Origin of the sequence: Proteus hauseri, from assembly GCF_004116975.1 — a bacterium.
In the GTDB taxonomy this organism is placed as follows: Bacteria; Pseudomonadota; Gammaproteobacteria; order Enterobacterales; family Enterobacteriaceae; genus Proteus; species Proteus hauseri.
This window is the reverse complement of record NZ_CP026364.1, coordinates 309,312-323,469: the sequence shown is the minus strand read 5'-3', so window position 1 is coordinate 323,469 and position 14,158 is coordinate 309,312. Positions and strand designations below refer to the sequence as shown.

The following is a 14,158-nucleotide window of genomic DNA, read 5'->3' as shown; positions in this document are numbered from 1 at the left end:
ATTAATGCCCCTGACATAAAAGCGATTCACGTTTTAGCGGGTCTGTAATTTGAGTTGGCATAGTAATTGAGCATTGTGCTTTACCATCCCAAACCACATTTAATGATTCATTTAAGCTGACACCTGCAATATAAACGAGGCCATCTTCCATCACCATTCCCATATTTTCACCCTCTTTGTTGGTGACTTCAGCACCAAATGGGGGATATTTATGGTCGCTGGTTTGTAGAATCGCCATTAAACGTTCACCTTTACGAACAGGGAAAACATAGTAACCAATAGCGCCTTCGGTTAAGGTTGCGGATGTGATTGCTTTGCGTGTTTCAATATCTGAATCCATTTTATCAACATCAATTCGGGCATCAACATTGTTATAGCTTGTTAAGTCAGTTAACACACCAATACCAAATAAGTTAGTGGTAGTACTGCGATTATTAAATGGCACACCAGCTACACCATCAGTATCAACCATCATACGAGCGGTACTCGATGTCATACTGCTACTGTGTAATGCTGCACCATAACGCGTTGCTGTAAAGCCACCCTTAATTGTTGCACCAACAGCAGTATAGTTATCTTGTTGATAGCTAGCATTAGCATTTATTTCGGCATATTGAGAACGATGCTGATAATAGCCATCTGTACTGGCTTTGTTATCAGAACTTAATCCAGCACGTACACGCCATAAATTATTATAATTGCTATTATCAGAATAAGACGCCATTTGGCTCACTTTTCCATTACTATCTTGTAAGCTATACCCAACGCTTTTCCCGCTACCTAATGGCAGAGAAATATTAAAGGAAATACTGTCATCAGTGTTGCCTTTATGTTGAGTACGAAAGGCTGATAAACTCGTATTTATTTGGTCAATACCCATAATAGAAAAATTACGGCTAACCGTAGCACCAAATTGCTCTTGTGTATTTTTATCCCAATAGTTTTGATGACGATAAGAGAGATAAAGGGTTGTCGATTTTTCAATATCATCAGCCCAAAAAGTTTTGTTACCCGTTATGGTATACATCTCTTTTTCATAACCATTGTTATTAATATCGTTATAACGTTCATCAATATACTGAGAGAAAGAACGAAATGTCTTTTCGGAGAAGCGATATCCCGCAAAGGTAATGGTACTGTGATACTCATCAAATGTTTTTGCGTAGTTGAGCTTAAAGGACATACCGTTAATGTTTTCATCATTAAGCGTCTTGCTATAAGACTGTGTTATATCACCAGATAAAGTACCGAATCGGCCCATATCATGGCCTAACCCCATAGACCAAGCGTTATAATCTTTTGCTGTCAATAACACACCACCATAAAGTGACCATGTATTATTCATACCCCAGGAAAAATCGCCTTGATAAAAAAGAGGCCCTTCCATTTTATGGTTATGTAACGATGATTGACCAATAGATGTATTGTAACGTATTGCTCCTGGGCGCGTCATATAAGGTAAATTTGCAGTTTGTACTTGGAACTCATTGATTTTTCCATTCTGCTCTTCAACTCTGACATTTAATTGGCCTTGCACGGTATCTTGTAGGTGTTTGATAGTAAAAGGGCCTGCTGGCACTGTCGTTTCATAAATTAAACGGCCATTTTGGGTAACAGTGACTTTGGCGTTAGTATTAGCAATACCATGAATTTCGGGGGCATAACCCTGTAATGAAGGCGGTAACATGCGTTCATCACTTTGTAAGTTAATGCCCGTAAAGCGAAAACTATCAAAAATCTGAGAGTTCAGATAAGTTTCCCCTAAGGTAAGTTTTGCTGCGTAATCAGGCAGTGGTTTATAAGCGTAGATTTGATTCCATTCAAAATTATTATTTGATGAATATTCTGAAGAGTAATTCCCTTGATATTCTGCTCGTAAACGCCAATTACCAAGATTGATACCGGTTTGACCATAACCTGTCAGCGAGTTATTGTTATTGCCCTTATTAGGATGTGTTGAAGTACCCGTGATGGTGTAATCAATCAGTAATCCTGAAATCCCCGCATCCCAAAGCTCTGGGGGTGTCCAGTCAGTATCTTCGTATTTCATTAAAGAACGAGGAAGTGTTATATCTAAAACACCACCATCATTCTTCACAGAGACGCCGGGTAATTGACTTATATCGAAACAATCGGGTGTTATTTCTTTGATATATTTTTGATTTTCTTCTGAAATTGTTAACTTTTTTAATAATGCGGGGTCAATACAGACCATTGAAAGGTTTTTACCGACTTCAATATAATTGATGTTTTGTCTAGGGAAGTCTCTACCATTTAGACGAATATCTAAATAGTACATACCAGGAATAACGTAATTAGAGGTAGCAAAACGAGAGAGATCGACATTATCTCTATCTTCTGCATCTAGCATATGAATGTTAAATTCCACAGAATCATCAAGCTCTGCTTGAGCGGAAAACGCTAAGCAAAATAGCAAAATGGCACAACTGTATTTCCATATTGTGCTGTGTGAAAAAGGAATTAACATGAATAAACGCCTAATCTATTTTATTAAATAAAAAGTAATTAAATAATAAATATTTATTTAATTACTTTTTCATTTTTTATATTTAATTAAGTTAAGAGTTATATTAAATTTAACGCAGAGGGATCCCTCTGCGTTATTGCAGTAATTAATCTTTATTAATTAATTAATTAATTAAATAAAAGAATTACTGATAATCAACTTGGAAGTTAATTACGGCTTGGAATTCACCAGGTGTTACTGCTGAATTAGCCGCTTCTGCTTGTACATAAGCAACGAATGGAATTTTAGAAACGCCATTGACTAATTGTACAGGCGTTGTTGCTGTGTTCCATTTCACTGCTTTGCTTGATGCGTCCATTAAGCCGATACCCGCACCTGAAGCAGAACCCGATACGAAAGAAGCTAAGTCTTTATTAGTAGGGTTTACAACGCTTGGGGTGTAGCTAACAGTAGCTGTTTTTGCCACGGTAGTATCACAGTCTTGTAATTCGATATCTTTTTTGATGTTACCCGCTTTTTGCATATTAGCTAATGCAGAAGTTGGGATTTCACTGAAATCGACAATAACTGGGCTTGATGATGCAGCTAATCCACAAGCTGAATTAACAATTTCGCCTTTTAATTGGATTTCGCCTTTAGTAGCACCAATTTTAGGTGCAGAAGTTTCAGCCGTTGCAACAGAATTAATACCAAAAACTAAAGCCGCAGCTAAAGCAATTTTACTCAGATTCATTATAGATAATCCCTTGAAGGTCGTACGTGTTTATTATTAATAAGCAATAATATTTTTTACTGAATACAAAAATTGATTTGCATTACATTTCGAATTGTTTCGAATAATGACTGGTTTATATGATATCAATAAATCCACCTAACTTGATATAACGTTTTGTTGGTTTCCTCAATTTTCATATTTAATTTTGCCTATTCCATATTAATAGTGTTTTCTACAGGTTTATTCTTTTTATTACTCAATTTACGGGTGAAAAAGTTTATCGGGCAGATAAACTTAATAGATGTAATAATTAACATTATATTAACTTTATAAAGAGTAATGTTATTAACATAACGTTAATTAAATTAATAAAACAAATAATAGAATATCATAAAGTATATATTTCAATAATTTAGATGTTAACACTATCTTGATTAGGTTAATTTTTATGTGAAAATAAGTTTTTCATAAAAATTAATCATAAAAGGAACAATCACGGATGAGATAATTCCTACGTATTTAAGTTAATTTTTTCTTATATATTACTTATTCTGATGCTCCTAAAAGGAATATTTAGGTGATTTTTAGTGCATTTCACTCACTGGGTGAGTGATTGATAGTGATGGTGTTACATTTTTTAACATGTCTTTTTTCGACTAAAAAATAAAATAAAAGAAAAAATGTAACAATTTTTTATCTTAAAATAGTGTAATAAACGATGTTTAACGCGTATTTTTATAATAAAAAAAGAAGGGATGTTTTGATGGGTAAATAGCCTCTATAAAAGAGGCTGCGGTATTAAGGGTGACTCGCTACAGTTTCTTGTATTAACTTAGGCGGCGCTTCACCTTGTTCTTCATCTTTATGGTTATCTTTAGATAAAATTTTATTTTTACTCTCTTTAGCTTGTAAATAACCCACAAGACTAAGTTGATAGCGTCGAATATTTTCTACATAACGGTAAGCTTCATGTCCTCTTGCGTAACCGTAAGGGAGATCAACATAGTATTTCTTTTGACTAAGTAAAGGTAATCGAGATTTAACATCTAACCAGCTATTAGGATCAGCCCCTTGCTGTTCAGTGAGTCTTCTTGCATCCAACATATGGCCAAAACCGATATTATATGCGGCGAGTGCAAACCAAATTTTTTCATCTTCAGGAATGGTTTCAGGTAAGCGTGATAAAAGATGTTTCAGGTATTGCGCACCACCTTTCACACTTTCTTCAGGGTCTAGTCTATCGGTGACTCCCATACTGGATGCGGTTGGGCGTGTGAGCATCATTAAACCTCTAACACCCGTAGGCGAGGTTGCATGGGGATCCCAATGTGATTCTTGCCAAGCAATGGCCGCTAACAATCGCCAATCAAAGGTGTCAGCATACTTTTCAAATAATGGTTGATAATTGGGTAATACCGAATCGATAGCAGTAATAAAAGAAATGGTATCAAAGTAGTCAAATGATCCGACATGACCAAAATACTTTTCTTCAAGTCTTGCTAATACATCTTCTTGAGATAGCTGATTGAAGTAATCTAACATTGCTGCATATAGACTGTTGTCATCGCTATCAGGAAGATACCAAGTTAAAGGTTGGCTTTCGGTTACTTCAAATCCAACCGCCACATTGGGATGGATCCGTTGTTGGACTGCAACACTGATAGAGTCTGCTAATACATAGGTAATTTTACCTTCAGATAGCTCTTCTAATAGTTGAGATGTCGTTTGTGTTTGTGATTCTTCCCATTCAAGATCAGGATATTGTGTCTCTTTTAATATGCGTAATAAGCTGGCATGAGCAGATCCTGCACTGACAACTAATCGACCATTTAACGTATCAAAACTTCGTGGTCTTAGTGTGCCTTTACGGTAAATTAGCTGTTGAGAGACAGAAAAGTAAGCAGGCCCACTTCGCGTCGTCTCTAATCTTTCTTTATTATAAAGTAATCCTGCTGCAATAAAATCGGCTTTGTTATTCTCCAAATCATCAAACATTTGGTTGATATTTGTCCGCATATTAACGACAAGCTTCACGCCTAAGTAGTCAGCAAAGCGTTTCACTAATTCATAATCGAAACCTACGGGGTCCTTTTTATCATTCATCGTTATCAGTGGTGAAGGCATTGTACTTATTCGCAGCTCACCACGAGATAAAATCTTATTTATCTGCGCTTTTTGCCTATCAGGCCATGTTATATTCAGGGCGATAATGGCCGCTGAAAATAGCGCGATGATAACGATAACGAAATAGTTAATCCTTATATTATTCAATAGGTTATTTCTCGTTAACGTTGTTTATTATTGTGTGTAAAGTCGTCATTTTAACATGGATAAATTTCCAGTAATCGAGCATTCTGCTTAACATCTTGCTAAGACGCAACTTGATTAAACCAATTAATGATGAAAACACCCTAAGTCAAATGCCGTTATTTTGTTCGCGCAAACGGTTTCGTCTGAGTCGTTATTCTATTATACTAGCCGCGTTTCCCCTGAATCACCGTTCAGATTAGCTGCTAAAAGAGAGAACTCAATACTATGGAAATTCTGCGTGGCTCCCCAGCTTTATCCGCATTTCGTATTAATAAATTATTAACGCAATGTCAGGAAAATCATCTTCCTGTTCGAGGTATTTATGCGGAGTTTGTTCATTTCGCCAAAGTGGAAGGGCAGTTATCTGAAGACGACCAAATTAAATTAAGTCAATTATTGCATTATGGCCCTTCATTAACAGAACATGAACTTGTCGGGGAAATGCGAGTGGTGACGCCTCGCCCTGGCACTATTTCACCGTGGTCTTCTAAAGCGACTGATATCGCACATAATTGTGGATTAGCCAGTATTGTTAGAATTGAACGAGGCATTGCTTACTTTGTTGATTGTGATGCAATGAGTGATGCACAGTGGCAGTTTTTTTATGGTTTGATTCATGACCGTATGATGGAGACCATCTTCTTAAATTATCAAGATGCACAAGCTCTTTTTTCAGAACAAACACCCGCGCCATTTAAAACAATAGATGTTTTAGCCAAAGGCAAAAACGCGCTGGTGAATGCAAATATCGAAATGGGACTCGCACTTGCTGATGATGAAGTCGATTATTTAGTTGAGGCTTTTAAGCGATTAGAACGTAATCCAACGGATGTTGAGCTTTATATGTTTGCACAAGCCAACTCTGAGCACTGCCGCCATAAAATATTCAATGCAGATTGGATTATCGATGGTAAATCTCAAGAAAAATCATTATTTAAAATGATTAAAAATACCTTCGAGCAAACACCTGATTATGTTATGTCGGCATATAAAGATAATGCTGCGGTAATGGAAGGCTCTGTTGCAGGGCGCTTCTATCCTGATGCAGAAAAGGGGCATTATCATTATCATCAAGAGCCTGTTCATATTTTGATGAAAGTCGAAACCCATAACCATCCAACAGCAATTTCTCCTTGGCCGGGAGCCGCGACAGGTTCTGGTGGTGAAATTCGTGATGAAGGCGCAACAGGGCGGGGCGCAAAACCAAAAGCAGGTTTAGTAGGCTTTTCAGTTTCTAATCTACGTATTCCGGGATTTGAACAACCTTGGGAAGAAGATTTCGGTAAACCCGAACGTATTGTTAATGCACTAGATATTATGACTGAAGGGCCTTTAGGCGGCGCTGCATTTAACAATGAATTTGGTCGTCCTGCATTACTTGGTTATTTCAGAACTTATGAAGAACAAGTGAATAGCCATAATGGTATTGAAATTCGTGGCTACCATAAGCCCATTATGCTTGCTGGTGGTATTGGTAATATTCGCGAAGATCACGTACAAAAAGGTGAAATTACCGTTGGTGCTAAGCTCATTGTACTTGGTGGCCCATCTATGAACATTGGTCTTGGTGGCGGTGCTGCATCTTCAATGACATCGGGTCAATCTGATGCTGATTTAGATTTTGCTTCCGTTCAGCGCGATAACCCTGAAATGGAACGCCGTTGCCAAGAAGTGATTGATCGTTGTTGGCAGTTAGGTAGCGATAACCCAATTTTATTTATTCATGATGTTGGTGCTGGTGGCCTTTCAAATGCGATGCCTGAATTAGTGAATGATGGTGGGCGTGGTGGTTGTTTTCAGCTACGTGATGTATTAAACGATGAACCAGGTATGAGTCCACTAGAGATTTGGTGTAATGAGTCTCAAGAACGCTATGTATTAGCGGTATCACCAGAAAAAATGCCACTATTCGATGCACTATGCCAACGAGAAAGAGCACCTTATGCTGTTATTGGCGAAGCAACACAAGCGCGTGAACTTGTCTTAAATGATGCACATTTTGATAATCAACCTATTGATATGCCTTTAGATATTCTATTAGGTAAAGCACCAAAAATGCTGCGAGATGTGAAAACGCTTAAAACAGCGGGTGATTATCTAGATCGCAAAGAAATTAATTTAAAAGATGCGGTATATCGTGTTCTGCACCTTCCTGCTGTTGCTGAGAAAGCTTTTTTAATTACCATTGGTGATCGCTCTGTTACTGGGATGGTAGCACGAGATCAAATGGTTGGCCCTTGGCAAATTCCTGTTGCTAACTGCGCGGTTACTACTGCAACACTAGATAGCTATTATGGCGAAGCAATGTCGATAGGTGAAAGAGCACCAATAGCACTATTAGATTTTGCTGCTTCAGCACGAATGGCTGTGGGTGAAGCGTTAACAAATATGGCATGTGCGGATGTTCAGGCATTAAAACGGATTAAATTGTCAGCTAATTGGATGTCTGCAGCAGGGCACCCCGGTGAAGATGCTGGGTTATATGATGCAGTAAAAGCGGTGGGAGAAGAGCTTTGTCCTGAATTGGAAATAACGATCCCAGTGGGTAAAGATTCGATGTCGATGAAAACACGCTGGCAAGATGAAAAAGGTGAGACTAAAGAAGTTACTTCTCCCCTTTCTTTAGTGATCACCGCATTTTCTCGAGTTGAAGATGTTCGTAAAACGGTGACGCCTGAGTTATCGACTCAAGCCGGAAACCGATTATATCTTATCGATTTAGGTAATGGGCATAACGCATTAGGTGCAACCGCCTTAGCGCAGGTTTATCGCCAATTAGGTCAAAAAGCCGCAGATATTCGTGATGTTGAACAATTAAAACAGTTCTTTAATGTGATGCAGCGATTAGTGAATGAAAATAAGTTACTTGCTTATCATGACCGTTCTGATGGTGGATTACTGGTGACATTAGCTGAAATGGCATTTGCAGGTCATTGTGGTCTAAGTGTCGATATCAGTGCTTATGATGAAGATATTTTAGCTGGATTATTTAACGAAGAACTTGGTGCGGTGATACAAATTAGTCAGCAACATCAAGATGATGTAGAAGCGCTATTTACAGAATGTGGTTTGGCGGATAGCTTACATTATTTAGGTCAAGCAACATCGAGTGATGACATTATTATTAGTAGTCGCGAAACCGAAGTGTATCATGAAAAACGCAGCACATTACGCATGTGGTGGGCAGAAACAACATGGCAAATGCAGCGTCTGCGTGATAATCCTGAATGTGCTGATGAAGAACATAATGCGAAGCAAGATCTTAATGATCCAGGGTTAAATGTTCATCTTACTTTTGATCCAACTGAAGATATTGCAGCTCCTTATATAGCAACAGGCAGCCGTCCTCGTATTGCTGTATTAAGAGAACAAGGCGTGAACTCCCATGTAGAAATGGCCGCGGCTTTTGATCGTGCTGGTTTTGATGCCATCGATGTGCATATGAGTGATTTACATTCAGCACAGCGCTCACTCGCTGATTTCGATGTGTTAGTCGCCTGTGGTGGTTTCTCTTATGGTGATGTTTTAGGTGCAGGTGAAGGTTGGGCTAAGTCTATTTTATTCAACTCACGTTTACGCGATGAGTTTGCTCAATTTTTTGAGCGCCAAGATACTCTCTCTCTTGGGGTATGTAATGGGTGTCAGATGCTGTCTACATTATCTGAACTTATTCCGGGTGCTGATTTATGGCCTCGTTTTGTTCGGAACCGTTCAGAGCGTTTTGAAGCCCGCTTTAGCTTAGTTAAAGTGACTGAAAGTCCATCTTTACTGTTACAAGGTATGGCGGGTTCACATATGCCTATCGCTGTTTCTCATGGTGAAGGTTTTGCTGAGTTTCGTTCTCTTGAGCAAGTTGCGCAATTAGAAGCACAGAACTTAGTCGGCTTACGTTTTGTTGACCACTATGGTAAGCCAACAGAACAATATCCATTAAACCCTAATGGTTCAGTGAAAGGGATCACTGCAGTAACTACCCCTGATGGCCGTTCAACTATTATGATGCCGCACCCTGAACGAGTATTTAGAACGGTAAGTAATTCATGGCACCCTGATAATTGGGGAGAAGATAGCCCTTGGATGCGCTTATTCCGTAATGCAAGAAAACAGTTTGATTAATTAGCTTATAATCAGTAGTCATAAATACGAAAGCCTCTACATTAGATAGAGGCTTTATTTTATTGATAAATAAGCATTATTTTTATATCGTATAAAAATGGCGACATTCAATAATTTTACTGTCTCTATTTGGCGACATTTAACTTATTGAATTATAATGATTAAATAAATTAATCATAACTCTGTCTGCATATAGAGACAGCTTGCTGGTTTTTTTAACTAAATAAAAAAGGATACTAAGTAATAAATTAGGTGGGTATTTTTATTTTAACTTTAAAAACAGTATGTTAATTATTTTTTTGAAAAGTTGGCACGCGTTGTGCATTATATTAATCAGTTGCTCATTCAACTTTTTATGTCGGTCCACAATATGGGTGGGAACATACCACATAAGCCAGGAATGACGCCAGAGTAAGGTGCCTACCGTCCAACATCATGATACTCGTCTTCGGACCTTATCAAACACAGGGCGACACGTGGAGTGAGGCACCACCTTCATCCTCTTTTAAAGAAAAAAGAGATGAAATATTGACGAGCGGGATATCTTGATAAGATATTCCGCTCTCCCTCTTAAAGAGCCTGTCAAATTTCCCATCTTATGTTCGTTTCTCTTACCTAATTTTCAAAGTCGGACTTTTTTCTTGTTTTCAAGTCATGTAGCATCGCATTACTCCAATAGGTGTTGAGATGATTTCATTGAAAAAGTGGCGTATTTTCCCCCGATCTTTAAGACAGCTTGTTATTATGGCATTTTGGATGGTGTTATTACCGCTGTTGGTACTGGCTTATCAGGCTTATCAAAGTCTTGATCAACTGAGTAACCAAGCGGCAATCACTAATAAAAATGCACTCGCAGATACTGAACGTAGTGAAGTAATGCGAAATTTAGCGATTGAAATGGAAGGTAACTACCGAAGGTATTGTGTATTACGCGATAAGACTGATGAAAATATGTATCAGCAACGCTATCAGCAATACGCTAAAATGTTTTCTACACTCCAACAAACAATTATTCCCCTTTCTGCCTCTAAAGAGGCTGAAGTTCTTAATTCTTCTCTTGCCAAATTAAAGCTTATTCAATGTGAAAGCAGCGAGCCTACCCAAGAGATGCAACAAGCATTAGAACAGTTCTCTTATGCCAATAATCGCATCGTTGTATTAACAAAAGAGATTATTTTTAATCGTGGTGAACAACTACAGATGGCAATAGCAGAGAAAGGGCGCTACTTTGGTTGGCAAAGCCTTATTGTATTTGCTTTTAGTCTTATTTTAATTGCGTTATTTACTCGAATGATTATTGGTCCCGTAAAACGTATCGAAAAAATGATTAATCGATTAGGTGAAGGACGTACGTTAAGTAATAATCTGGATGCTTTTCAAGGGCCTCGTGAGTTACGTTCTCTTGCTCAGCGGATTATTTGGTTAAGTGAACGTTTAGCTTGGTTAGAGTCGCAGCGTCATGAATTTTTGCGTCATATCTCACATGAATTAAAAACACCTTTAGCAAGTATGCGAGAAGGCACCGAATTATTAGCTGATGAAGTAGCGGGCCCTTTGACGCTTGATCAAAAAGAAGTAGTATCAATCCTTGATAACAGCAGCAAACAACTTCAATTATTAATTGAACAATTATTAGACTATAACCGTAAACTTTCTGAAGTTCCTCAACAAATTGAAGAGATCAATCTTACCGATTTGATTAATGATGTAGTATTAGCACACAGTTTGCCTGCCAGAGCGAAAGATATTAAGACGATAATTTCGTTAAATCTGACAAAATGTCGTGCAGAAGCCACATTATTATCTAGAGTTATCGACAATCTCTACTCGAATGCGGTGCACTATGGCGCTGAATCGGGTAATATCTGGATCTCTAGTTATCAAGTTGAACAGAAAATAGTTATTGATATAGCCAATAAAGGAACGCCTATTCCTGAATCAGAGCAAAAAATGATTTTTGAACCTTTTTTCCAAGGTACGTTATTACGGAAAGGGGCGGTAAAAGGAAGTGGTTTAGGGTTAAGTATTGCTCATGATTGTATCAAAAGAATGGATGGCGAATTAAATGTCGTTCCTTCAGACTATGCTGATGTCTGTTTTCGTATTGAACTACCGCTACTTTCTGAGAATAAATAATGCAAATCAGGTCACAATTACAAGTGTCTGCTCGTCATGAGCATATAAAAATAAACAAAAAGACGCTTAGTGCTGAAAAGTTAAGTATGGCCCCTGCATCGATTAGAAAAATTGTATCAAATTGGCGTGTCTATTTACTGCCAATCCTCTTTCCTGTTGTTCTTTCAGGATGTGTTGCTAAGTCACTGTCTGAAACGCTAAATCCAGAACCAGAGCCTCCTGTTGTTAAACAAAAAACTATCGATTATCGCTGGGCTGAATGTAAAACTTTGAGCGCATTTTATGACGAAGGGCTTAATAATGCGCTGTATTGGTTACGTACTATTGAGTGTACAAATCGTATCATGACAACTGAGGCACAGCGCCAAGCCACTAGTGTGGTAGTAACAGGTTGGGATGATGCTTTTTATAAAAGCATTTTATTAGAACGGGCTGGAATGACGATAGCTGAACGAAGAACCCAATTGATTCTACTCGAAAGTTATAAATTGCAATTTCCTAGCTCAATGCGTGCTCTTTTATCTATTTGGATTGAAAATCAGACATTGATTTTATCTTTAGCTGAAGAGAAAAATCGCTATCGTCGTTTTTCAACAGAAACTGAAAATAGAATAGAGCTGCTAAAAAAAGAGAATGCCGCATTAGAGCACGAATTAAAAATCACGTTGAAGAAGCTAGAAAATCTGACGCAAATTGAGCGCCAATTATCAAGCCGAAAGCAAGGAACATCTGTTGATACATTATCATCAGATAGTGCGCTTTCTGAAGCTGCTTCAACGCCAGCCGAAAGCGCTAATACAGAAAAAACAACTGAACAGGCAAATGCTACGCAATCGATAACAACAAGCGTTCCAGCAAATAAGCCTCAAGCAGATAAATCTGAGCCAGTGAAAACTGCGGAAAAACCTGAACAAGTTAAAACAGAATCGACAAAATCAGAACCAGCGAAAGTAGGTACTGATAAATCGGAAGCAGAAAAACCAACTGAAGCAGGATCTAAATAAGGAGAATGTGCATGGCTGGCCATAAATCAGCAAATCTTTTACTTGTGGATGATGATCCTGGATTACTAAAATTACTGGGTATGCGATTAACAAGTGAAGGTTTTCATATCTTTACTGCTGAAAGTGGGCAAGAAGCATTAAAACTTCTCTTAAAAGAAAAAATAGACCTTGTTATCAGCGATTTACGTATGGATGAGATGGACGGTATGGCGTTATTTGCTGAAATTCAGCGCCAACAACCCGGAATGCCTGTGATTATCCTAACAGCGCATGGTTCTATTCCTGATGCAGTTGCTGCAACACAACAAGGTGTATTTAGCTTTTTAACTAAACCCGTTGACCGAGATGCACTATATAAAGCAATCGATGAAGCTTTAGAGCTCGTTACTACTGTTTCTGATGAAGAGTGGTCGAAAGACATTGTCACTCGTAGTCCGCAAATGCTGCGTTTACTAGAACAAGCAAAACTAGTCGCTCAATCAGATGTTAGTGTACTGATTAATGGACAAAGTGGGACGGGGAAAGAGGTGCTTGCTCAAGCAATTCATCGAGCAAGCCCAAGAGCGAAAAAACCTTTTATTGCAATAAACTGTGGTGCTTTACCTGAGCAGTTGCTTGAATCTGAGCTTTTTGGCCATGCAAAAGGGGCTTTTACTGGGGCTGTAAGTAGTCGTGAAGGGTTATTTCAAGCTGCAGAAGGTGGTACGCTTTTTCTAGATGAAATTGGTGATATGCCAATGCCATTACAAGTTAAACTACTACGGGTATTGCAAGAGCGTAAAGTCCGACCTTTAGGAAGTAATCGCGATATTGATATTGATGTTCGCATTCTTTCTGCTACTCACCGCGATTTGCCTAAGGCAATGGAACGTAATGAGTTTCGCGAAGATTTATTTTATCGCTTAAATGTAGTGAGCTTACGTATACCTACATTAAGTGAAAGAGCAGAAGACATACCTGTTTTAGCTAATCATCTATTACGAGAGTCAGCTAAACGGCATAAGCCTTTTGTTCGAAGCTTCTCAACGGATGCGATGAAATGTTTAATGGCAGCGAGTTGGCCTGGTAATGTACGCCAATTAGTGAACGTTATTGAACAGTGTGTAGCATTGACCACCGCACCAGTGATTAGTGAAGCGCTTGTTACTCAAGCATTGCAGGGGGAAAATACAGCGTTGCCAACTTTTGCTGAAGCAAGAGGGCACTTTGAAATGACATATCTAAGAAAGTTATTACAAATGACAAAAGGCAACGTAACCCAAGCTGCGCGTATGGCAGGACGTAATCGAACTGAATTTTATAAGTTGTTATCTCGTCATGAGCTAGATCCTAATGATTTTAAAGAATAAGCTTTTCAGATAACCAATATATTTTTAAACTAACTTTCTT

Annotated in this window: 7 protein-coding genes; 4 read left to right on the top strand and 3 right to left on the bottom strand. The window is 38.3% G+C overall.

Annotation, left to right across the window (positions count from 1 at the left end; translation table 11 throughout):
• Position 1 precedes the first annotated feature (1 nt).
• The 3 genes from PH4a_RS01605 to mltF form a co-directional block, all read right to left on the bottom strand.
• The gene (locus PH4a_RS01605) at positions 2 to 2,488 is read right to left on the bottom strand and encodes a fimbria/pilus outer membrane usher protein (RefSeq protein ID WP_129037254.1); all 2,487 of its coding nucleotides are present in this window, start codon (positions 2,486 to 2,488) and stop codon (positions 2 to 4) included.
• A gap of 184 nt (positions 2,489 to 2,672) precedes the next feature.
• Positions 2,673 to 3,221, bottom strand: coding sequence for a fimbrial protein (locus tag PH4a_RS01600; protein ID WP_129037252.1), 549 nt, complete (start codon positions 3,219 to 3,221; stop codon positions 2,673 to 2,675).
• Positions 3,222 to 4,001: 780 nt separating this feature from the next.
• On the bottom strand, positions 4,002 to 5,474 hold the full coding sequence (gene mltF / locus PH4a_RS01595; protein WP_129037250.1) for a membrane-bound lytic murein transglycosylase MltF: 1,473 nt from the start codon (positions 5,472 to 5,474) through the stop codon (positions 4,002 to 4,004).
• A 264-nt stretch (positions 5,475 to 5,738) separates the two neighbouring features.
• On the opposite strand from mltF, the gene purL reads away from it, so the two are divergent.
• From purL to glrR, 4 genes are all read left to right on the top strand, one after another.
• Entirely contained in the window at positions 5,739 to 9,629 is a 3,891-nt protein-coding gene (gene purL / locus PH4a_RS01590) for a phosphoribosylformylglycinamidine synthase (protein WP_129037248.1), read from the top strand.
• A 687-nt stretch (positions 9,630 to 10,316) separates the two neighbouring features.
• The gene (locus tag PH4a_RS01585) at positions 10,317 to 11,765 is read left to right on the top strand and encodes a sensor histidine kinase (protein ID WP_129037246.1); all 1,449 of its coding nucleotides are present in this window, start codon (positions 10,317 to 10,319) and stop codon (positions 11,763 to 11,765) included.
• The gene (gene qseG, locus PH4a_RS01580; protein ID WP_244212920.1) at positions 11,765 to 12,769 is read left to right on the top strand and encodes a two-component system QseEF-associated lipoprotein QseG; all 1,005 of its coding nucleotides are present in this window, start codon (positions 11,765 to 11,767) and stop codon (positions 12,767 to 12,769) included. Before PH4a_RS01585 ends, qseG begins: the two co-directional genes overlap by 1 nt.
• Positions 12,770 to 12,780: 11 nt before the next feature.
• On the top strand, positions 12,781 to 14,118 hold the full coding sequence (gene glrR / locus PH4a_RS01575; RefSeq protein WP_064720588.1) for a two-component system response regulator GlrR: 1,338 nt from the start codon (positions 12,781 to 12,783) through the stop codon (positions 14,116 to 14,118).
• The last annotated feature ends 40 nt before the right edge of the window (positions 14,119 to 14,158 follow it).

Bases quoted from the DNA above. Each gene is read 5' to 3' on its own strand.
- PH4a_RS01605 (WP_129037254.1), bottom strand. From the start codon at position 2,488: ATGTTAATTCCTTTTTCACACAGCACAATATGGAAATACAGTTGTGCC.
- glrR (WP_064720588.1), top strand. From the start codon at position 12,781: ATGGCTGGCCATAAATCAGCAAATCTTTTACTTGTGGATGATGATCCT.
- PH4a_RS01600 (WP_129037252.1), bottom strand. From the start codon at position 3,221: ATGAATCTGAGTAAAATTGCTTTAGCTGCGGCTTTAGTTTTTGGTATT.
- qseG (WP_244212920.1), top strand. From the start codon at position 11,765: ATGCAAATCAGGTCACAATTACAAGTGTCTGCTCGTCATGAGCATATA.
- PH4a_RS01585 (WP_129037246.1), top strand. From the start codon at position 10,317: ATGATTTCATTGAAAAAGTGGCGTATTTTCCCCCGATCTTTAAGACAG.
- purL (WP_129037248.1), top strand. From the start codon at position 5,739: ATGGAAATTCTGCGTGGCTCCCCAGCTTTATCCGCATTTCGTATTAAT.